Below are 21,126 nucleotides of genomic sequence, written 5' to 3' on the forward strand. Positions count from 1 at the left end.
CCTCCTCATGCGGTCATTGCATCATCTGTTTGATTGATCAAACAAATAATAGCATAAATCACCCGCTTTGACAAAATAACACGAGGAGGCGGCGGCTTCTGCATCATTCATCCGCTGAATACACTGGGTAACAAGAGGTTTAAGGAGGAGGTCGTCCCCGTGCAGACGTTCTATACCGTTAGACCCGGCGAATCTGTGTCGGCAATCGCCAAGAGGTGGGAAATCCCTGTCGCTGCGCTTATCGCAGCAAACAATCTTCCGTCTCCCGATTTCATCACCCCCGGTCAGCAGCTGTCGGTTCCGTCCGGTGTGACAACCGTTCAGGTGAAACCCGGAGACTCCGTTTACTCCCTTTCCCTATCATACGGCGTGCCTATGGCTGCTATTATCGAAGCCAACCGGCTGAGTCCGCCATACACAATCTATATCGATCAAATACTCATCATCCCGCCGGGTGTCCCCTATTATGTGGTGCAACCCGGGGATTCCTTATATGGACTTGCCGGCAGATACAACGTCACGACTGGCGGCATCCGAAGACCGGATCTGATCCGCCAAGCGAACCGGCTGCCTTCCGACTTGATCATCGCGGGCATGCACCTAATCATTCCTTACGCTCCTCCGGGCGGAGCCGGAAGGCTGGCCTTTGTTTCGAACGCTGGCGGCGCCTACGATCTCTGGCTGTACGATCCGCGGAGCGGCCGAACGACAGCGGTTGGAGGTCAGCAGGCGGATGCCCATTCCGTGCCCTATTGGTCGCCGGACAATCGCCGGATTGCTTTTATCGGGAAGCAAGGGGTTCTCTTCATCCTCGACGTGCTGCAGGGAACCTTGACGCAGATCGATCAGCTCGAGCCCTATACCACCCTCTCCTGGTCCCCGGACAGCGCGCAGATCGCCTACACGAAGCAGAACCGGATCGTGCTTTATGAGCTGGCTGCCTTCTTCGGCCGAACGCTGCCCGTAACCGGCGCCAAGCATGTGCAGTGGTTTCCCTCCGGCGATAAGCTGTTATTTGCGGCCCCGGATAACACCGGAACAGATCAGCTTTATGAGATTCGCGTCAACGGTACCGGCCAGCGACAAATTACGAATGATACGTTCAGCCCCAAGAACGAGGTCGAGCTCTCGCCAAGCGGCTCCCATGCCCTTTTCACCTCTCCCGGCGCAAGCATTTCCATTATTTACGTGGCAGAAATCAATACAGGGAACCTATCCGAACTGACGGGCGGGCCGCTAGCGAAAAATTATTATCCGGCCTGGGCTCCAAATAGCGCCGCTATCGCGTACAGCGCAACTGATTTTGCCGAACGTAAAGGCTACTTCTCCACTATCCGAACCGAACGTCCGCAAGGCAGAGGCCAGCAAATCCCGGCCGTCTCCGATTGCTTTGCTACTCCCGTCACCTGGTCCCCGGACAGCGAAGCCATCGCCTACTTGTCCGGCTGCGAAGGATCGGGTCTCTCCAGCGAGATTTGGATCGTCGATATCCGCCATCCCGCACCGATCCGTGTTGTTTCGGGAACAGGTGCCATCACCTCCGTACAATGGTCCTCCGCAGCCGTTCCGGCGGATAACTACGCTCAGTTCCGCAGCGATGTGTACCGCGTCAGCTTCCCCTACCCTGCCGCGTGGCGAGCGGTAAGCGAGACCCGGTACGAGGGCGCGGACGGTTTCTTCCAGATCTCCGCTCTGGCCAGCGATTTATCCTTCGACGAGCTGTGCCGTTCCGAAGCGTATCATCCGCTAATGCCGTACGGCTCTTCGCCGCGAATTGTCCCGGGACGCGTGCAGGGTCAGGAAGCCTGCTACATCTTCCCATCCCAGGATCAAGCGCCTGAATTGCGGCAACAATCGGCGTTCATCGCCGTATACCCGCAGCCTGTTGTCATTAACGGCAGCACGTATCCATACTTCATCCTCTGGGCGGACCAAGCTCATCTTCAAGCGATGGTGAACGGATTACGATTTCTTTGACAGTAAGATTGATTCAAAGACTAGAAGAGCCAACCCGATTGAAGGGTTGGCTCAGAGAGATAATTTTAAGTTTAGCAGTTGTCCCGATCCAGACAACTTCATCGGGACTGCTATTATTGTTTAATTCTTTAAAGGTTCACCCCATTCGTCAAATCCGCCTTGATACAGCATATTCCCCTCGGGATCATAGAGGGTGCCGTTGATAAACCGGTCGTCCGCAAAATCCCCCTCAATTTTAACCTCATCATTGGCGTAATACCAGATTGCCTTTCCTTCTCGACCTCCCTGGCTTATTTCTACGACGAGATATTCACCAGTACTTCGATTCAGAACCACCTCTAGCCCCTCCCAATGCAAGCCCGATTCGTTGTAAGAACCTTTATACCGAAGTCCTCCGCCGGGATAATATTCGATGCCCTCCACCTGCTTGCCATTTCTCATCGTTCCTTCGAAGTACAGTTCGTCAGCGAAAAGATAGTACATTTTCCCTTCGCCATCCATTTTATCGTTCTTCCATTCCCCTTCATAGAAAACACGTCCGTTTTCGTTGTATTGCGTTCCATACCCCTCACGGATACCGTCTACCAGCCCGCCATGATACCGCATGCTGCCGTCTTCGTTATACAGGGTATCCTTTGTATCTTTCAGGCTGATGTACACCGTCTGCTTTGCTCTATTCCAGCTAATTTTACGGTCAGCCGCTTCACCAATAAGCCTAAGAGGGACATAGGTTGTACCGCCCCGAGTAACCGGCGCAGAATCGGTTTTGATAACTTTTCCATTAACAACCATTTCTTTCTTGTCAATAGTCAGTTTAATTACCAGGCTTCCCTTGGTGCCCGTGATCTGGCGCGTTTTGTTATCCCATTTAATGCCGAACCCCATCCGCTCGAACAGGGAACGAAACTCGACATAGGTGCTATTGTTAAGCGAAATCGGGGCCGTACGCAGGGGAACCTCTACCCCATCCATAACGACATGAATCGGTTCTGCATTCCGGTCTGCACGGGTACTCGGAGGAATGATGGTTCTTTTGACGATAAAACCGCCTTTATTTAAATAAATCAGCGTATCGCCGGAGAGTCCGAGTACATGATTGTATGTCGCTTCCAGCGGTATCGAAAAAGACTCCTTATGCAAAAGGTCTACACCTGTTACCTTTGCTTGATCTCCCTCTCCTTTTTCAACCCAAATGCCATAGGACAACCCTGTGAATACTTTTGACAATTTGTAAGGAGAATCTTTTTGCAGCACGATTCCCTTCTCAGACGGAGTGGTTGCGTTCAGCTCAACATAACCCTGATTTTCCCTAAGCTTGGTCTTAAGCACAATGTATTTGCCATTGAACGAATAATCATGCGGAAAGCTGGCTCCGTAAAAATGATCTTCACTCTTTGAACCCAAATCATAGGCTCTAATTTCATCGGATCGGTACAGATAGATAAGCCGGCCCTTACCCAGCTGAGGATTACTCCCTTCCTCGATCTCCTCCGACTCACCGCTTGCCAAATTAAGAACTTGGACTTTGTAATGATCAACCCATGCCAGATAATTGCCATTTCCAACGGGCTCCGTTAGCGAGGATGACCCGCCGTCAACCAGTTTCTTTTTTTCCTTACTTTTCAAATTGTATCCCCATATATCACTTCCATGGAGTTCATTACTCTGAATCCAAAGAACCATTGGGCCTTGAATGGTATCCGCTAGAACCGGGTTATATTTGTGGGTCTTATCGGTAGTCAATCTTTCCGTCTTTCCGTTATCCAAATTTAAAACATAAATCGAATCATAGTGATCTTGAATTATAGTCCAGGTTAAGTAGCGGCCAGCGATATCAGCATCCTTGAGATCTTGAAAATCAACCGGTCCGACTTTGAACTTCGTCACCTCGTCTTTCCATGTGTAGTTCTGCCCTGCTGCTGCGCTCGCAGCCATCCCCCTTGTTTCCATTTCGGTTAATGCAACGAGCATCCAGACCACAAGCACACTCCAAAAGATTCGTCTCATTTTCGTTGAACCATTCCTTTCTTCTGCTGTAAGAACACGCAAAAAAACAAGCCTCTGAGCAACCCGGCTGTCTGGTTATAGCTTACTATAACGGAAGACCCGTGGCTTTGCGCCCCCGCCTTTCGAACGAGTTTGCCTTTGGTCAATCACTTGTTTCGTGATTTCTTATAGTTCTTTTGCACTTCTTTTTTCAGTATAAATCCAGATTTAAAATTTACCAATTAATATTTTGTTTGTCACTCACTTGAGATACGCACTTTAAAGTACGTACTACCTCAGATAGCCGTATAATTGTAAACTTATAGAAATCAGTGCTATGTACAAAGGAGAAGAGAAAATGAAGTATACCGGCCCCGTTTACCGTCCGCCTTTTGAAGCGAATTCGCTATTACTGCAAGTCACTGTCGGATGCAGCCATAATGAGTGCAGCTTCTGTACCATGTATAGCGATGTGCCTTTTCATGTCGAAACGCTGGAACAAATTGAGCATGATTTATGGGAAGCCAAACGAATGTATCCTGAAGTAAACCGTATATTTTTAGTCAATGCCGACCCTTTTGCCCTGAGTGCAGACCGGCTTAAATCCATTGCGGTTAAAATCAATGAAATTCTGCCTCAAGTTCAGACTATAGCGATGTATGCCTCCGTTAATAACATTAAAAATAAAACCGATGAAGAGCTTAAAGAATTAAGAGCCTTAAAGATTAACGACCTCAATATCGGCCTGGAATCCGGTATGCCCGAGGTAGTGGAACATTTTAATAAAGGATTTACGGTGGATGAAGCCAAAGTACAGTTAAAGCGTTTAACCGAAGCTGGAATGGACTTTAGTGTAAATATTATCATCGGAGGAGCCGGCAGCGAAAAAACACGGGAAAATGCAAAAGCAAACAGCAAACTGCTAAATGAAGTTAAGCCAAAGCTGATCTTTATTGCCACTTTACATGTGGATCCCGGCAGCCCGCTGGATGAAGAAGTAGAAGAAGGGCTTTTTATAGAAAATACCTTGCGCCAAAATATTGAAGAGGAAATCGAAATGTTAAGCGGACTGAACCTGGACCATACCTTTTTCTTCGGTCTCCATACCTCCAATGTAATACCCGTTCGCGGTATGCTCCCAGACAAGAAAGATGAAATGATTGCGGCACTAAAAGAAGGCTTAAACTCCATTGGGGTCGAATATTTAGACGGTCACCTGCAAAAAGGTGTGGAAGGAGCGGTTTCAATCCCCAGATAATGGGTGGAGGAAGGAGATCAGGAATGAAAGAATTATCATCAAAGATCGCAAGCATCGAACCGGCTAAAATCAGAAAAATGTATGATATGGCCCAAGGATTAGACAATGTAATTAGTTTTGTAATAGGCGAACCTGAATTTGATACTCCAGAGCATATTATTGACGCCGCCAAAAAAGCCATGGATCGCGGCCATACGCATTACACACCCAATTCCGGTATTCTTCCTCTACGTGAAGCGGTAAGCGCGCATTTTCAAAATTTTGATAAAGTCAGTTACAATCCGCTTGATGAAATTATGATTACCGTTGGGGGGATGCAGGGGCTTTACCTCTCCCTTCTGGTCCTTACGAATCCCGGAGATGAGGTCATCGTCAGTGACCCGTGCTATACCAATTATTATGGAATGATCGAAATGAATCATGCCGTTCCGGTGACGGTTCCGGTGTACGAAGAAGAAGGGTTCAACTTTACGGAGCAAGGTTTAAGAGCAGCGATAACCCCCAAATCCAAAGCCATCCTATTGAATACGCCATCCAATCCAACGGGAGCCGTGGCGGACCGGGCAACGATAGAAATGATCGCGCGAATAGCCGCCGAGCATGATTTATATGTGATTTTTGACGAGGTGTACAAGTATCTTATCTATGATGAAGAAGATTTCTTCAATATCGCCCGTATTCCCGGCATGAAAGAACGAACGATTATCGTAGATTCCGTATCCAAATCCTATGCCATGACCGGGTGGAGAGTCGGATTCTGTCTAGGTCCGGAGCCTGTCATCTCTGAAATGCAAAAAATCCAGGAATTTATGCTGTCCTGCGTGAACACTCCGGCACAATATGCAGCAATCGAAGCCCTGACGGGACCCCAGGACGCTCTTACATACATGAATGAGCAATATAAACTGCGCAGAAAGATCATGGTCGACCGAATCAACAGCATCGATACCTTGTCCTGCTTAATGCCGAAAGGTGCATTTTACGTATTCATGAATATCAAAGAAACAGGCCTGACCTCTGACGAATTTGCAATCGGGCTTCTGAAGGATCAGCATGTCGTTGTGTCTCCCGGAGATTGTTTTGGAGCTATGGGCGAAGGTTATGTGAGACTGTCGTATGCTACTTCCGTGGAGAATATTAATGAAGGATTCGATCGAATCGAGAAGTTCGTGAACAAATTAAAATAAATGAGTTTGCTATTGATCTTAACTACAGTAATAGAAACAGCGGCAGTTATGGACGAGAAGGTCCTAGACTGTCGCTGTTTTATTGAACTATTCCAATTCCTTAATATCCTTAATCAGCATTTCAACATTTTCTTTTTTTGTAGCCCAACTGGTACAGAATCTCACAACACTGTGATTAGTATCGGCTTTTTCCCAGAAGGAAAAAGAATACTTTGTGCCCAATTTCATCAACACATCTTCCGGCAAAATGGGAAACTGTTGATTGGTTTTGGAATCATATCGTAATGAAAAGCCTTTTTCAACAAAAGCCTCTCGAATCATCATCGCCATTTCTACGGCATGACTGGAAATTTCATAGTACAAGCCATCTTCAAACAAGGTTTCAAACTGGATTCCGAGTAATCTCCCCTTGGCCAGTAATCCTCCCTTTTGCTTGATCATATACCGAAAATCTTTTTTCAGCTCATCATTTAGGATCACTGCTGCTTCCCCAAATAACGCTCCGATCTTAGTTCCCCCGATATAGAACACATCACAAAGTCTTGCAATATCCGCCAAGGATAAATCGCTAGATAAATTGCCGCCACCCGGAGCCAATCACACTGATACTTCCGTGTTATGCCCAGGTGCGAAACTGTGGTACAAAGAGAACAACGCCGGCTGCAGCTCATATGCACATTACAGGTTTTTGGATCGTTTTTTGGCACTAAGATACTCCTAGTCTATCCAAAAAACTATCTTTTGGATATAATTAGTAGGCTAACATCCCTTGGGAGGCTTGATATGTAGAAAAGCATGATTGGATAGTCTACAAAATTCCTGCTTCTGAGTGGACAATTAGTTTTGCTAGTGGTACTGCGATTGGGGGGTCTTTGAAACTAAGATGATTAAAAAACTAATATTCTGTGTTCTTGTCGTCATGTCTTTATCTGCTTGTAGTTCAAATGAGCAAAGCAATCAACCGCAACCTACAAAATCACCGGAGGAAATTGCAAAAGCGGTATCCGGATTGGTTGAAGAAAGGGACGAGGTACAAGATGTTTCGTTCTACTATGCTCAAACAACCGAGCAAAACAAGGGTAAGAGCGATTTTTATGTTTACTTCTCTAATGACAATGGAAAAGTGTCGGATTTGGAATTTGTAGTGCAGTATATAGGGACCCATCAAATAGGCACTAATTGGATCGAAATCAGAGCTGATGACCAGTTATTTAGCATAAATAATATCAATGATTATGTTAGAGGAAGCATGTCACTTTATACTGTACACGAAGTTTATTCAAGTACAGTTTACCGTGATGACTTAAAAATGATTAGAGCAATGGCGAATGCAGAGAAGACAATAATTCGTTTAACTGGAACCGGTTTGTACAGCACGGATATTAAATTAAGTAAGCAACAAAAGCAGGCAATGTTGAATGTTATTAGAGCTTATAAAAACGCAGGTGGAGATCGCTATTTTTTGGGTGATGAACTGTGAGTCCTCTTATAGGGCTCTTTTATTATGTATGATGATTCCTCTGGACCAAAGGGCGTTCCGTCCGGTTCACCGAGGGTAGCGCTCAGCCTCAATCGTCGGCGAACCTGCTGCTTGTGTTAAATGAAAATAAATTATTATTATAGACGCTCATGCCGCTGACGCGGCACCATCAGAGGATGAAATAAAGTTAAAAAAGCAGCTGCCTTATAGACGTGAAAAAATAGTCCTAGAATGGCAGCTGCATTATTCAACTAGCGTCCCCTTTATCTCTTACTGCAGGAAGCACATATGGCTAACGAATGAAATATGCGTCTTCGATGCAAAAACAACCGCCGCAATTTTCCGCGGGTCTCATCAAAGACAGGTCGTAAAAACGATTATGGAGGCTACGCTTCTGTCAGGATGCGTTTTCGCGTTTCGAGTATACGTACGGATGCAGCATTAGACGGTTGGTATATTGGTCTCTGTCAGTTCGGCAGAGAGTTCCCATAGGCGCAAGGCTTGCTGAGGATCGACCGCGTAGTCCTTAACTCCGATTGGGGTGCCGTCGTCAGGAGCCGGTTCTGCGATGTCACAGTCCTCGCAGTAGATTCCACCTAAGCCGGCAAGTTTTGGGGAGGTGGCCGCCCACACCTGGGTAGCGGCACCCTGCTGAGGTGTCTTGAATGTTGGATCGGCCGGTTTGCCGTTTTCGTCAATCCAACCCAGCGTGACCATATCCTCCTTTGTCAGATGACGCTGCAGCGGCGTCAGAATTGCGCCAGGGTGCAGCGAGAATGCCCGTACACCGTGCTCCGCACCACGTCTGTCGAGCTCGACGGCAAACAGGATGTTGGCGGTCTTGGATTGCCCGTAGGCAGGGAACCTGTCGTAACTACTGCGCTTGAACTGCACGTCGTCCCAACGGATCGGCGATAGGTGGTGGCCAGCTGAGGATACAGATACCACGCGCGCTCCTCCCTCGGCAACGAGTGCTGGCCACAGCAGGTTGATCAGCGTAAAATGGCCCAGGTGGTTGATGGCGAACTGGGCCTCCCAGTCAGGCCCCACCCTAGTCTCCGGGCAGGCCATGATCCCGGCGCTGAGGATAGCAATTTCGATACTGCGACCACTGGCTAGAAACCGATCGCTAAATGCCCGGACGCTGGAGAGGTCCGAAAGGTCAAGCTCAACCACCTCAACACCTTTCAAGCCAGCGAGCGCCCGTTCAGCAGAGGCGGGACGGCGCGCCGGAACGACGACATGGGCTCCGGCACGGGCGAGGGCTCGTGTGGTCTCCAATCCTAAGCCCGAGTACCCACCGGTCACAATAGCCAGACGTCCGGAGAGATCGATTTCGTGCAGTACCTCATCGGCGGTGCTTCGATTGCCAAATCCGGAACCAATTCTGTGCTGCATAGTTTTTGAATAACTTTGATGCTGCATGGTGTTTCATCTCCTTACTGATATTCTCATATCCACCATACAACCTGTAGTGCACTTAAGGTCAAGTACTGTCCTAAAACCAATGGTTTTCGTCATCATGTTGGGTCCTTGATTGTATAGCTTCCGATTTTGGGCGCTGAACAGATGAAGATAACCGCAGGCAGCGCATAGCGCCATGGTTTCTCATTTACCGGCGGTCCAGAGGTGCTGTGCGGTTCCTTGCTCAAGGTGTTGTTCGTAGACGTCCACTTTCCAGTTGATGAGTTCGAGGCAGTCGTTCAGGTGCGTAACTTTGACGGCGACTCGTTGTTGGTGTTCGCGGAGGATTTTAAGTCGTTCGTGTTCGTTTCCAGGGCCCTGACGGACCAGTTCCGCGAACCTTCTGATCTGCTCAATCGGCATTCCAGAAGCTCGGAGCTTGGTACAGATGCCGAGCCACTCTACATCGGCCGGGCTGTAGCGACGGCGGCCGCCGTTGTCGCGTGCGACCCGAGTGGACAACAGCAGGCCTTCGCGCTCGTAGAATCGCAGCGAGGAGATGCTCAGTCCAGTGCGCTCAGCAACTTGACCAATACTTAGTTCCTGATCAGTATCCATTTGAAGCGTCACCTCTCATTATTCGAAAATTCTGCAACTTTATATTCACTACGATAATATCAATAAAATTCCCAGATTATTTTGTTCTGAAATGAACATGATACTACATGGGAGGTTGAGTATATTATGTTTAAACCGCACACCATGCCCCTCATTTTTGTGATGCTCATTATGATAATTACCGGATGCGAACGAAAAGCGGATCCCCTTCCCCAATCGCGAATTGAGGAAAAACAATCGCCATCAAAAAGTAAATCCATTCAAATGATCCCTCCAGTCAACCCAGATTCAATTCCCATCTTGATGTATCATTCGATTGGCATCAATCCATCCAGTACGCTTTTTGTTCCCCCAAAGGTATTTTATAAACAAATGGAACACTTGAAGAATGCCGGATATCACACCATGACTTTCAAAGATTTAATCAGTTGGAAAACGGGAGAGATGATCCCGGATAAGCCGATTTTGATTACGTTTGACGATGGTTATTTGGATAATTACAAGATCATGTATCCATTTTTAAAAAAGCTTCAAATGAAAGCAACGATATTTGCCACCAGTGACTTTATCGGTTTTCCTAATCATTTGAATTGGGATCAGATAAAAGAAATGGAACGATCCGGATGCATTGAAATTGGTGCGCATACCCGGCATCACACAGAATTGACAAAAAACACCCCATTACAACTTGTGGATGAAATTTGGGGAGCTAAACAAAAGATGGAGAAGAGATTGGGGCACCCAGTAATCGCTTTTGCTTATCCATCTGGTAAATTCAATCAAAAAGTATTACAGGTGGTTAAGCGTGCCGGATTTGACTTTGCCGTAACAACAAAGCCCGGGTTCGCCGTAAAAAAACAGGGATTTTTAACCCTCCACCGCGTTCGAATCCCCGGAGGCCAGCCAATCGCTGCTTTCATTCATGAATTTCCTTAATGCTGACCGACACCACTTAACTATCCTCAAATCCCCCGGCATATGAAGTTTTTCGCAACGATTTCATATCCTGGAGAGGAGGTAGACCAAAGATCCTCCGATACTCCCGATTGAACTGTGACGGACTTTCATAGCCTACTGTCAAAGCGGCTGTCGTTGCCCCCATCGGACCACTCAGCATGAGGCGCCTCGCTTCCAGAAGGCGAAGCTGTTTCTGGTACTGCAAGGGCCCCATTGTCGTGACGGCTTTGAATTTATGATGCAGCCCAGAGATACTCATGTTGCAGGATTTGGCGAGTTCCTCAATGGTGAAAGAGCGTGCATAGTTTTCTTTGATCCAATGAATGGCCTTTCCGACTCCTTCCGCATTTTGATCAAAGAGCGCCTTTTGCAAAAATAAGTGTCCAAAATCTCCTGACAGCAAGTTAAAAATCATTTCCCTTTTAATCAACTCGGAAAGAAATCGAACTTCTTTAGGCTTATCAACAAGCTTCAGCAACCGGAAAAATATGTCCAGCAGCGCGGCATCTGATTTTCCGATGAAGACACCGGCACTCCGACTTTTCTCCTTTGGCTCCGTACTGATTTCCGCCTCCATGACCACAGAAGCTATTTCTTGAGTCGTAAAATCGACACGTAAACCGATATAGGGCGATTCTTCCGTAGCGTCGATGACTTGGGCGGCAGCCGGCATATCGATGAGTGACGTCAAATAATCCCCCGCCGAGTAATGGAAGATATCTTGACCAAGGTAAAGCTTCTTAGTCCCTCGAAGGATCAGGCAAAAAGAAGGCGTCAACACACCCAGACTTTTCGGCGTTTCACGACTGCTCCTGACAATCGTAAGAAACGGAACTATCGTTGACGTCCGTCCCTCCGCCAGAGTAATCCGATCCGCCATAGCAATGATCTGATCCAATGCTTTCTTATGAATAGAAACACTCTTTCCAAAGTTAACTTGGTTATCCACTCTTTGTTCCGGCATGAATTCCATTCCCCCCCTTTCTTTTTCAAACTACATCATTTTGCAGCTTTAGGCAAGTTTTATGCAGTAACGGTCTACTTCCCTCCTCCAATTCCATCCATAATATTGTTCAGGAGCACGAAACAAATGAAAAGGAAAGGAACATGCTTATGTATCAGTCAAAAAGGATGATTTTAACCATTATTATTGCATGTCAACTGATTATTGTGCTTGACGCCTCCATTATGATAACGGCAATCCCTCAAATCGGCCGTTCGCTGCATATGACGGCGACCAGCTTGACCTGGGTCCAAAATGGCTACATCTTGCCGTTCGGCGGTTTCTTGTTGCTCGGTGCCCGGGCAGGTGACCTTCTGGGGCGTAGAAGAATGCTTGGTATAGGCATTGGATTATTTTCGCTTGCCTCCATGCTTGCTGGTTTGGCGCCGACAGCCGAATTTTTGCTGGTTTCCCGTGCATTCCAAGGCTTTGCGGCCGCATTAGCAACGCCTGCCGCGCTAGCATTACTGTCAGCAAGCTTTGTCGAGGCCAAGGAACGTTCCAGAGCAATTGCGATATACAGCGCGGTTTCGGCTGGAGGCGGCAGTATCGGTCTCCTACTTGGTGGATTTTTCACCGATTTTATCTCTTGGCGTGTCGGGATGTTTATCAATGTCCCCATTGGGATTGCTTTGCTGTATTTGGTACAGAGGTATATCCAGAAAACAGGTACGAGAACCGGACGTTTTGATTTTTGGGGTGCGATTGTCTCCGTCATCGGCATGACCGCGGTGGTATACGGCTTTGTTCAAGCTGCCGAGCGCGGTTGGGGGAAACCCGAAACATGGATTTCGCTTGCAGCCGGGATTATTTTGTTAGCGGCATTCGTTCTTATTGAAGCTCGGGCGACGGAGCCGATCATCCCGCTCCGATTGTTTGCGAACCGCCAACGGTCTGGGGCTTATCTTGGAAGGTTCCTCATCGTGTGCGGGAATTTTTCACTCTTCTTCTTTATCCCTCAGTATTTGCAAAATGTGCTCGGTTTTAGCTCACTGGAAGCAGGTTTAGCCTTCCTGCCATTTACAGGCGCCCAGTTCGGGATGATGTATTTGATGCCCGGGTTAGTGCACCGTTTTGGAAATAGGAAAGTCCTAATGGCCGGTTTGCTATTAGCCATCATGGGTACCCTCTGGATAAGCCGGATCGTTGGCGTACAAGCCCAGTTTTTCCCGCAAATGTTCATCCTCTTAGCGATCATGGGCATTGGCGCCGGCATGGTTTTCCAACCGCTTACCGCCTTGGGGCTCTCAGATGTGGACCCTCAAGATACCGGTGCAGCTTCGGGTCTTATTAATGTCGCGCATCAAAGCGGTTCCTCTTTGGGACTGGCTATTCTCATATCCGTATTTGATGCAGCTATCCATACGGATCAACCTTCAAAGATACACTTCGCTCATGCTATATCGAGCTCCATATTGGGATCAGTGTTATTTATAACGTCTGCTCTTATTGTGACGCTGATCTGCTTCCTTCCGGCAAGCCAACCCATGCGAGAACAGGCATTAACTGATTCATGCCAAGGGAACGAAGCCAGTTGAGAGAAGTTAATTGCGTGCAATCGTAGTAAAAAAAGAGGTCAACACAAGTAGGGCAACCAAGATGGAATAAGTCGAAGTCGTCACCACAATTTGTGAATAATCACTCGGCACACGAGTTTAGACAAATTAACACCTCCATTTCGGTTTCCATAAAACAGCCTATAGCGGACTGTCCGTTATAATCCCCAAAAACGACTAATGGCTTCACCCCTTGATAACAAAGGGCTAAGCCATTAGCTATAAATTGTTTTGCTGCAAATCTTGGTGATTCTGATTTCATTTTATCCAGAAGTAACCGTATGATATGCCTCCAGAAACCAACTCTAGGTGCAAGGTTTTCGGGATTTGGGCAATGGTTCGGCCTTCCAACCGTAGAAGTACAGCCAAATAGCGCTCGTGCATTCGTTTGTCGGAAGTCTGTTTCATGGCTTGTTCTACGGCTTTCCTTTCGGCTGTTGAAGTCGTCATCTCACTCACGTCCTTATCAGTAGTCTTACTCTTTATATACCCGATTCGAACGTTCTCTTGGATTTCAGTAGTTCATTAAATCATTTTATATAGATGATTTAAACAAGAAAGACTGCCGGCAAATTTCTCCGACAGTCTTTCTCTTCCTTATAAAGTAGTATGCTTCTCTTCATATTCGCTGGACAATTCCTTGAGCGATTTGATTTTACCATGGGGATGCTGTTCTTGCTTTCGTGACTTCCAGGCAGCTTTGTTCCTTCTCTTCTGGTGAGCCATAAAAGATATCCTCCTCTGGAAACTGAGATGTATACTACTTCCTTATGTTGTCATTCCTGGGTTCCTCTCATTCATTATAATTAATTTGTGTGAACAGAAATGGATTGATTATCACAATTATTTCTTTGTATAAGATAGGGGGTTTTGGTATGGCTGGGGTGATCACTGTCCTTCTTTTCACCCCCTTTCCTCCCCATACAGTCTTCCAAGTATTTCGCCAAGAGGTCCAAACTAGGAAGGTTCGCCCGATTCCAAACAATCTGTTGTCAGACTTTTCGGGTCATTCATTTTATTTTTGCAGACCCACCTTGCGTTCAATCTGTATATTAATTATCAACTTTGAAACTCAACTCGTTATTCGTATGTGTGAGAAACCAGAACTTTGGATTTCAAATAATAAAAGCTGCCAATCAGGCAGCTTTTATTATTTGTTATTTTCAGTTTGATAATTATTAGTTATCATCTTCTGGAGCGTCATCAATCTTATAATTGAATTCATTTTTACCCCATTTAAAAAATTAAGCCGTCCTTAAAATGCAGGACGGCTCATGCTGTCAAAATTGTGGTTTTAGTTATAGAACAAATCTTTATTGTAATTTTTTATTAAACAAAACTTATTGTTAAGAACAACATTTTATTGTAATGAATCAAGCTCAATTATCCTTTAATACCCTTACTCCACCGTCACGCTCTTGGCCAGGTTTCTTGGCTTATCAACATCATGGCCGAGGGCCAGGGATGCGTAGTAAGCAAGCAGCTGGAGGACCACAACGGACAAGGCCGGGGTCAGCATCGGCAGGGTCTTCGGAATGGCAAAGGCCTGGTCGACGGACTTCAGCAGGTCGGTGACATGCTCTTCATGCGTGATTGCCAGCACGTCTGCGCCGCGGGCTTTCACTTCCTTGATGTTGCTGACGGTTTTCTCCAGAACGGACTCCTGGGTCGCCACAGCGATAACCGGAATGCCTTCCTCGATCAATGCCAGCGTTCCGTGCTTCAGTTCACCCGCCGCATAGGCTTCTGAATGAATGTAGGAGATTTCTTTCAGCTTCAGCGAGCCTTCTTGGACAACGGCATAGTCGACTCCGCGGCCAAGGAAGAACAAATGATCATGCTTGGCGATTTGTTCAGCATATACCTTAACGGCATCCTTCTGCTCCAGAATGGATTCCACCTGCTCCGGCAGTGACTGCATAGCCGCCAAAATATGAGCGATTTCTTCGTCAGTCTGCGTACCGCGAACCTCAGCCATGTACAGGGCCAACAAGGCAAAAGCGATAATTTGGGAAGTGTAAGCCTTAGTCGATGCTACCGCGATTTCCGGTCCAGCCAAGGTTACGAGCACATCATCCGCTTCGCGGGCAATGGAACTACCGACGACGTTGGTGATCGCGAGTACATGTGCGCCATTGGCATGACCTTCGCGCAGTGCAGCCAGCGTATCCGCCGTTTCACCCGATTGGCTGACTACAATAACCAGCGTCTCCGGCGTTACGATCGGCGAACGGTAGCGGTATTCCGATGCGATGTCGTTCTCAACAGGAATGCGTACCAGCGATTCGATCAGATTGCGTCCGACGAGACCGGCGTTATACGCGGTACCGCAAGCAACGATCTGAATATTTCTGATATTCTTGATTTGCTCGTTGGTGAGCTTCAGCTCCGGCAGTATTACTTTGGTTCCTTCCGGATTCATGCGGCCGAGCATCGTATCGCGGTAAGCTTTAGGCTGCTCGTGAATTTCTTTCAGCATGAAATGCTCAAAGCCGCCTTTTTCCGCGGTTACGGCATCCCAATCGACAGTAATCATTTCCCGAGAAATAAAATTACCCTCAATGGTCATTAATTCGACAGAATCTCTTGTCAGAACGGCCATTTCGCCGTCGTTCAAAATATATACGTTACGGGTGTATTCCAGCAGAGCCGGGATATCAGAGCCGATAAAGTTTTCCCCTTCGCCAAGACCGATAATGAGCGGGCTGGCCTGACGTACGGCAACCAGTTTATCCGGTTCGTATTCAGTCAGAACACCCAGCGCAAACGCGCCGCGCATGAGTTTAATCGCTTTTTGCACAGCTTTGACGATATCTCCTTCGTACTCGCGCGCGATCAGGTGAGAAATCACCTCAGTATCGGTTTCGGAAGAAAAATGGCATCCTTCGGCAATCAGTTCTTCCTTCAGCTCAAGATAATTCTCGATAATGCCGTTATGAACAACCGAGAATTTATGGCTTTCATCCGTATGCGGATGGGAATTGGCATCCGATGGCTTGCCATGCGTAGCCCAGCGTGTATGACCGATGCCGGCGCTGCCGACAAGCGGATAATGTTCCAGTTTGGACTCCAGGTTCGCTAAGCGGCCGAGCGACTTCACGATCTGCAGACCATCCTTGGTGAACACAGCAATACCCGCCGAATCATAACCGCGGTACTCCAGCTTTTTCAAGCCCTCTACCAAGATTCCCTGAGAATTCTGATTGCCGATATATCCCACGATACCACACATAAATAATTTCCTCCGTCCATTGGATTATAATGTAGGCAGCATGAGGAAAGAAACGTGCCGTGCGGCATGCTTGAGAATAAGCAAATATTCTGTTGTCAAATTACTCAACAAAATAACCTGTCACTTCAACTTAAATCTGGAAATGCACAGTCTTCTCCTCTGCCGCGAGCAGATTCGCTTCCGTTCCCTTTGTATGCATACCCATTAATAAGTTCTCTTTTGATTGCGCCCACAAAAACGTTGTCTGAACGGTTGCCCTGTTCGTTTTCCGTTTCCATTTACGGCTCTGGCGCTTCACCGGGAGGTCCCCGCCGAACATTTCGAACACCTCCACCTCGTCAGCTTGAGTTTGCCGTGATCCGGATCAGCACAGCCTCCAACATGGCTTAATTGCTGCTCCTTCTCCCCCGCGCAGGTTCAAGCTCTGGCGCTTAAGTGGTTAACCTCACGATCCCCGCTTTCCTTCTCGAATAATGAACATAGTCTATTATATGCACGTCACCGCGCTTTTGCAAATGAATTAAAAAATCCGGCCTTGCTCTACTATTGATGCCGCAAAGCCGGATAGGTGATGCTGGAAATCATAAAAAAACAGGGACGCTTTTATACAAGCTCACGCTGAACAACCTCGACAATCCGTCCAACGAATTGGTCCAAATCTTCCTTCACCGGACCCTCGGCCATTACACGAATCAGCGGCTCGGTACCCGAAGGGCGAACAAGAACCCGCCCATTGCTGCCGAGCTTGCCTTCAACTTCTGTAATAGCTGCCTCAATCGCAGAATTGTTCGGATAGTTGCTCTTATCCTGAACACGCACATTAACCAGCACCTGCGGGTATTTGGTCATGATCGATTTCTGTTCGCTGAGCTTCTTGCCGGAAGAGAGCAGCGTATCCGCCAGCTGAATGGCGGTCAAAATGCCGTCGCCGGTCGTGTTGTAATCCAGGAAAATAACATGGCCCGACTGCTCGCCTCCCAGATTATAACCGTTGCTGCGCATTTCCTCCATAACATAGCGGTCGCCCACTGCCGTCTTCGCCGTGTTAAGAGACAATTTCTCGGCAGCCTTGTAAAAGCCGATGTTGCTCATTACCGTCGAGACAACCGTTCCATCCTTCAGCTTGCCTGCGCGATTCATGGCATCACCGCAAATGCAGAGGATATAGTCGCCGTCCACTTCTTCACCCTTGTCGTCGATGGCAATCAGGCGGTCGGCGTCGCCATCGAAGGCAAGTCCCAAATCCGCGCCAAGCCGCAGCACTTCGTCCTTCAGCTTCTCAGGGTGGGTGGAGCCGTAGCCGTCATTAATGTTCAGACCGTTCGGCTCTGCCCCAATTTCAGTCACTTCAGCCCCAAGCTCTCTGAACAGACGGGGAGCCAACTCGTAAGCCGCGCCGTGCGCGCAGTCCAGTACAACCTTCAGTCCCTTGAAGCTGTTCGAAATGGTGGTCTTTAAATAATCCAAATAGAGATATTTGGAAGAAAAGTCTTCTCTCACGGTACCGAGACCCGAACCGATGGGCCGCGGAAGCTCATCGTTCTCGGCATCCATCAATTCCTCAATGCGCAGTTCGGTTTCATCCGACAGCTTAAAGCCGTCTCCTCCGAAAAACTTAATGCCGTTATCTTGCACCGGATTGTGGGACGCTGAAATCATAACGCCCGCATCCGCTTTTAATAAACGGGTAATATATGCGACCGCAGGCGTTGTTACAACGCCAAGGCGGATAACTTCCGCGCCAATCGATAACATACCGGCTACGAGCGCCGATTCAAGCAGAGGGCCGGAAATCCGGGTATCCATCCCGATAACCACCTTAGGCTTCTCCACGTTGGCGGTAAGCACATATCCTCCGCAGCGACCGATGCTGTACGCCATCTCCGCCGTCAATTCACGGTTGGCGACTCCACGCACACCGTCGGTTCCAAAATACTTTCCCATGTCTGTTCTCCTTTTTGTTATGCTGCATCAGCTTAATATTGATAATATATGATTTCAGAATACTCAGTGTTCTGTAAACCCTTGAAACAATGGGTTAACCCATCCATTTATAGGCAAGTACAGCTATTACTGCACTGGCGGAATATTTCCCGCTTCCCCGACATTACCGCTTTCGGGAGAAGCTGCCTGCGGCGTAGGGCTCGGGTTGCCATTTACTGCGCCCGGCGACGGCTCTTCAACAGTTCCGCTGCCGGATGTGGGTTCAGAGCTTGGCTCTGGCGTTGCCACGGACCCGTTCACCGGCGTGGCCGATGGAGAGGCGGAGGAAGCTGGATTATGGAGCTGAACCGTTACTGACGGTCTTTGACCACTACTCAGCTCTACAAAGCGAGGGAGCGCGATTTGCAACGGCACCACGTGGTTCCCTGCGCTCAATCCGCTTAAATCGGCAACGGCTTTGATATTCCCCTTGTCCAACTGATTCAGCAGCGAGCTTGCCCCATATAGCGTCAGCGAGACAGAACTCCCTGAAGGACTTGTAACCGAAGCGGTCATTCCCCTGCCAATCCCTTCGAGTGTTACAGGAATACCCGAGATTGTACGCTCGCCGGCCTCGGAGGCTGTTACTGTAACATTGACGGATTTCGGTTCTGTGCTTTCGGTTCCCTCCGGCGGCTTCAGGTCCAATTTGAGGGTGGACGTTCCTGCAGAGCTTATGGAGCTCAGATCGATCGTAGCCTCATAGGAGGTGACCGAAGCCAGCGCCGCTTCCTGCCCATATAGTATAACACTGTCCACATCCGAAGTTACTTTTGAAAGCACAAGCGAGTCCGGCAGACGGCCCGTATATCCGATGCTCAGCGGCACGCTCTTGAAGGGAAGCGTAATCGGCAGGTCGACGGACACCGCCTCCGGCTCGATCACAGCGTCTTTCAGCTCGTTGCCGCTCTTATCGTAGGCGTAGAGCTTCATTCTTTTCTCCGTGACCGTCGCTTTTTCCCCATCCAGTTCAATAATCCCCTGCACTTTCGCCACTTTATCCAGCTCGCTTGCGGTCAGCGTGACTTTGGCTGTTGAGGGTTCCACAACCGGCGTTCCCACCTGGTAACCGTCCCCAGGCGCTCCTTTGGTTGCAACCGTTACAGGAAAAGATTTGGTATTCCGCTGCTCGATGCGTACATGCACTTTATCGGGTGTAATTGATATCAGCTGTACTCCGCGGGGAACCGAATATTTCAAGGCGATTTCACTCGTTCCCGGCTTCGCCTGGCTTAAATCAAGCGTTACCTTATAGGCGTCGGAGAATACATAAGTCAGATCAGTGCTCTTGCCCATTACTTCCATTCTCACGCTGTCCACATCTCTGGAAAGGACATACTTGTCTTTATCCAGCCCGGTGACCTGAATCGGGACATTCTCGATGATCTTGGTTTCGAGCCGGGAGGTTGTCTGCGGGGTAGACGTGGTATCGGTATGCACCATCGCCCACAAAATAATACTTAAAGCCAGCGCAAGCACCTTGTTAAAATTATTGTTGTTCATCCACTTATCCATTGGAGCCGCCCCCCCTCCATTTCCAGAAGGCGTTTCGCTTTTCCGTCAAAGGCGAATGGTTCCTCAGCTCTTCATAGAGCTTGGAGATCAGCGACTCTTCATTGATATCCCTGACTACCTGGCCGTTGATGGCAAGCGAAATCTGGCCTGTCTCCTCCGAGACGATCACAGACACCGCGTCCGTTACTTCGCTAATCCCGATCCCCGCCCTGTGCCGGGTACCCAATTCCTTGCTAATAAAAGGATTCTCCGACAACGGAAGGTAGCAGGCCGCCGCCGCGATTTGGTTCCCCTGCATAATGAGCGCTCCGTCATGCAAAGGGGTATTCGGTATGAAAATATTAATAAGCAGCTCGGAGCTCACCATGGAATTCATCGGAATGCCGGATTCCTTATATTCGTTAAGGCCGGTAGCCCGTTCGAATACGATTAATGCCCCGATTTTTCTGCGTGCTAAATAATTTACGGCTTTAATAATTTCGCCGATTAACTTACTGACCTCCTCATCGTTCTCCGCCGTCCTGCCAAAGAACTTTCCCCTTCCGAGCTGTTCCAGACCGCGCCGCAGCTCCGGCTGAAAGATAATAAACACGGCCAGCACCCCGAAGGTAAACATTTGATTCATGAGCCATTTCAGTGTATATAGATCAAACAGCGTGCTGAACGCCCAGATGACTATCAGTACCAGAATCCCCTTCAAAAGCTGAATTGCACGGGTTCCGCGGACCATGTTGAGCACTTTATAAATAATATAACTAACAATCAGAATATCAATGATATCCTTGATAGACTCTTTCCAGGTAAGGTCCGTAAAATAACTCATTGCATAAAAACCCCCGTAAGTTCATATTAGCTGGGTTTATGTAAATTATCTGTTAATTGTGTAACATATCTAGGTTATAACGTTCACGACCATGTTGCAAGTTTGTGCTTAATGCGCCTAAAAAAACCGCAATTTATCAGTGCCAGT

General features: G+C 48.0%; 16 protein-coding genes, 2 pseudogenes and 1 riboswitch. Of the genes and pseudogenes, 6 read left to right on the forward strand and 12 right to left on the reverse strand.

Annotation, left to right across the window (positions count from 1 at the left end):
• Nucleotides 1–159: 159 nt before the first annotated feature.
• Nucleotides 160–1,977, forward strand: coding sequence for a LysM peptidoglycan-binding domain-containing protein (locus tag PSAB_RS21390; RefSeq protein WP_025336614.1), 1,818 nt, complete (start codon nt 160–162; stop codon nt 1,975–1,977).
• Nucleotides 1,978–2,097: 120 nt separating this feature from the next.
• Here the strand turns inward: PSAB_RS21390 and PSAB_RS21395 are convergent, their stop codons facing one another.
• A complete protein-coding gene (locus tag PSAB_RS21395; protein WP_226991842.1) occupies nt 2,098–3,948 on the reverse strand; it encodes a stalk domain-containing protein in 1,851 nt (616 codons plus the stop codon).
• A gap of 90 nt (nt 3,949–4,038) precedes the next feature.
• A riboswitch (cyclic di-GMP riboswitch) is annotated at nt 4,039–4,131 on the reverse strand.
• A 190-nt stretch (nt 4,132–4,321) separates the two neighbouring features.
• Between PSAB_RS21395 and PSAB_RS21400 the strand changes: the two genes are divergently transcribed.
• Together PSAB_RS21400 and PSAB_RS21405 are read left to right on the forward strand one after the other, a co-directional pair.
• Entirely contained in the window at nt 4,322–5,221 is a 900-nt protein-coding gene (locus PSAB_RS21400; RefSeq protein ID WP_025336616.1) for a radical SAM protein, read from the forward strand.
• Nucleotides 5,222–5,244: 23 nt separating this feature from the next.
• Nucleotides 5,245–6,408 carry a pyridoxal phosphate-dependent aminotransferase gene (locus PSAB_RS21405; protein ID WP_025336617.1) on the forward strand — a complete coding sequence of 388 codons (1,164 nt, stop codon included), beginning with the start codon at nt 5,245–5,247 and terminating at the stop codon, nt 6,406–6,408.
• Nucleotides 6,409–6,495: 87 nt separating this feature from the next.
• On the opposite strand, the pseudogene PSAB_RS21410 reads toward PSAB_RS21405, so the two are convergent.
• Nucleotides 6,496–6,978 (reverse strand): annotated as a pseudogene (locus PSAB_RS21410) (threonine aldolase family protein); the annotation flags it as partial.
• Nucleotides 6,979–7,291: 313 nt separating this feature from the next.
• Between PSAB_RS21410 and PSAB_RS21415 the strand changes: the two are divergent.
• Nucleotides 7,292–7,888: a hypothetical protein gene (locus tag PSAB_RS21415; protein ID WP_025336619.1), complete on the forward strand. Its 597-nt coding sequence runs from the start codon at nt 7,292–7,294 to the stop codon at nt 7,886–7,888.
• Nucleotides 7,889–8,329: 441 nt separating this feature from the next.
• On the opposite strand, the gene PSAB_RS21420 is transcribed toward PSAB_RS21415, so the two are convergent.
• Nucleotides 8,330–9,313, reverse strand: a complete 984-nt coding sequence (locus PSAB_RS21420) for an SDR family NAD(P)-dependent oxidoreductase (RefSeq protein ID WP_025336620.1) — start codon at nt 9,311–9,313, stop codon at nt 8,330–8,332.
• 183 nt (nt 9,314–9,496) lie between these two features.
• Complete coding sequence (locus PSAB_RS21425) at nt 9,497–9,910, reverse strand: MerR family transcriptional regulator (protein ID WP_025336621.1); 414 nt, start codon at nt 9,908–9,910, stop codon at nt 9,497–9,499.
• A 126-nt stretch (nt 9,911–10,036) separates the two neighbouring features.
• Here PSAB_RS21425 and PSAB_RS21430 point away from each other — a divergent pair, with 126 nt between their 5' ends.
• Complete coding sequence (locus PSAB_RS21430; RefSeq protein ID WP_025336622.1) at nt 10,037–10,846, forward strand: polysaccharide deacetylase family protein; 810 nt, start codon at nt 10,037–10,039, stop codon at nt 10,844–10,846.
• Nucleotides 10,847–10,862: 16 nt separating this feature from the next.
• On the opposite strand, the gene PSAB_RS21435 is transcribed toward PSAB_RS21430, so the two are convergent.
• Nucleotides 10,863–11,831, reverse strand: coding sequence for an AraC family transcriptional regulator (locus PSAB_RS21435; protein WP_025336623.1), 969 nt, complete (start codon nt 11,829–11,831; stop codon nt 10,863–10,865).
• A gap of 149 nt (nt 11,832–11,980) precedes the next feature.
• Here PSAB_RS21435 and PSAB_RS21440 point away from each other — a divergent pair, with 149 nt between their 5' ends.
• Entirely contained in the window at nt 11,981–13,408 is a 1,428-nt protein-coding gene (locus tag PSAB_RS21440; RefSeq protein WP_025336624.1) for an MFS transporter, read from the forward strand.
• On the opposite strand, the pseudogene PSAB_RS26605 reads toward PSAB_RS21440, so the two are convergent.
• The 7 genes and pseudogenes from PSAB_RS26605 to cdaA all read right to left on the reverse strand — a co-directional run.
• Nucleotides 13,402–13,522 (reverse strand): annotated as a pseudogene (locus PSAB_RS26605) (EamA family transporter); the annotation flags it as partial. The gene PSAB_RS21440 and the pseudogene PSAB_RS26605 overlap by 7 nt on opposite strands.
• A gap of 501 nt (nt 13,523–14,023) precedes the next feature.
• A complete protein-coding gene (locus PSAB_RS26260) occupies nt 14,024–14,152 on the reverse strand; it encodes a DUF6254 family protein (RefSeq protein WP_226991735.1) in 129 nt (42 codons plus the stop codon).
• 673 nt (nt 14,153–14,825) lie between these two features.
• Entirely contained in the window at nt 14,826–16,658 is a 1,833-nt protein-coding gene (gene glmS, locus PSAB_RS21445; protein WP_025336626.1) for a glutamine--fructose-6-phosphate transaminase (isomerizing), read from the reverse strand.
• 130 nt (nt 16,659–16,788) lie between these two features.
• Nucleotides 16,789–16,977, reverse strand: a complete 189-nt coding sequence (locus PSAB_RS21450) for a hypothetical protein (protein ID WP_025336627.1) — start codon at nt 16,975–16,977, stop codon at nt 16,789–16,791.
• Nucleotides 16,978–17,261: 284 nt separating this feature from the next.
• Nucleotides 17,262–18,602: a phosphoglucosamine mutase gene (gene glmM / locus PSAB_RS21455; protein ID WP_025336628.1), complete on the reverse strand. Its 1,341-nt coding sequence runs from the start codon at nt 18,600–18,602 to the stop codon at nt 17,262–17,264.
• A 126-nt stretch (nt 18,603–18,728) separates the two neighbouring features.
• Nucleotides 18,729–20,156 (reverse strand): CdaR family protein, encoded by a 1,428-nt coding sequence (locus PSAB_RS21460; protein ID WP_025336629.1) that lies wholly within the window; start codon nt 20,154–20,156, stop codon nt 18,729–18,731.
• Nucleotides 20,149–20,979 (reverse strand): diadenylate cyclase CdaA, encoded by an 831-nt coding sequence (cdaA, locus tag PSAB_RS21465; protein WP_025336630.1) that lies wholly within the window; start codon nt 20,977–20,979, stop codon nt 20,149–20,151. The genes PSAB_RS21460 and cdaA overlap by 8 nt, the downstream gene beginning before the upstream one ends.
• Nucleotides 20,980–21,126: the final 147 nt, after the last annotated feature.

This window comes from Paenibacillus sabinae T27, from assembly GCF_000612505.1.
Classification (GTDB): Bacteria; Bacillota; Bacilli; order Paenibacillales; family Paenibacillaceae; genus Paenibacillus_AQ; species Paenibacillus_AQ sabinae.

Excerpts from the sequence above, each read along its gene's own strand:
- PSAB_RS21395 (WP_226991842.1), bottom strand. The coding sequence starts at position 3,948 with ATGCTCGTTGCATTAACCGAAATGGAAACAAGGGGGATGGCTGCGAGC.
- PSAB_RS21400 (WP_025336616.1), top strand. The coding sequence starts at position 4,322 with ATGAAGTATACCGGCCCCGTTTACCGTCCGCCTTTTGAAGCGAATTCG.
- PSAB_RS21405 (WP_025336617.1), top strand. The coding sequence starts at position 5,245 with ATGAAAGAATTATCATCAAAGATCGCAAGCATCGAACCGGCTAAAATC.
- PSAB_RS21415 (WP_025336619.1), top strand. The coding sequence starts at position 7,292 with ATGATTAAAAAACTAATATTCTGTGTTCTTGTCGTCATGTCTTTATCT.
- PSAB_RS21420 (WP_025336620.1), bottom strand. The coding sequence starts at position 9,313 with ATGCAGCATCAAAGTTATTCAAAAACTATGCAGCACAGAATTGGTTCC.
- PSAB_RS21425 (WP_025336621.1), bottom strand. The coding sequence starts at position 9,910 with ATGGATACTGATCAGGAACTAAGTATTGGTCAAGTTGCTGAGCGCACT.
- PSAB_RS21430 (WP_025336622.1), top strand. The coding sequence starts at position 10,037 with ATGTTTAAACCGCACACCATGCCCCTCATTTTTGTGATGCTCATTATG.
- PSAB_RS21435 (WP_025336623.1), bottom strand. The coding sequence starts at position 11,831 with ATGCCGGAACAAAGAGTGGATAACCAAGTTAACTTTGGAAAGAGTGTT.
- PSAB_RS21440 (WP_025336624.1), top strand. The coding sequence starts at position 11,981 with ATGTATCAGTCAAAAAGGATGATTTTAACCATTATTATTGCATGTCAA.
- PSAB_RS26260 (WP_226991735.1), bottom strand. The coding sequence starts at position 14,152 with ATGGCTCACCAGAAGAGAAGGAACAAAGCTGCCTGGAAGTCACGAAAG.
- glmS (WP_025336626.1), bottom strand. The coding sequence starts at position 16,658 with ATGTGTGGTATCGTGGGATATATCGGCAATCAGAATTCTCAGGGAATC.
- PSAB_RS21450 (WP_025336627.1), bottom strand. The coding sequence starts at position 16,977 with ATGTTCGGCGGGGACCTCCCGGTGAAGCGCCAGAGCCGTAAATGGAAA.
- glmM (WP_025336628.1), bottom strand. The coding sequence starts at position 18,602 with ATGGGAAAGTATTTTGGAACCGACGGTGTGCGTGGAGTCGCCAACCGT.
- PSAB_RS21460 (WP_025336629.1), bottom strand. The coding sequence starts at position 20,156 with ATGGATAAGTGGATGAACAACAATAATTTTAACAAGGTGCTTGCGCTG.
- cdaA (WP_025336630.1), bottom strand. The coding sequence starts at position 20,979 with ATGAGTTATTTTACGGACCTTACCTGGAAAGAGTCTATCAAGGATATC.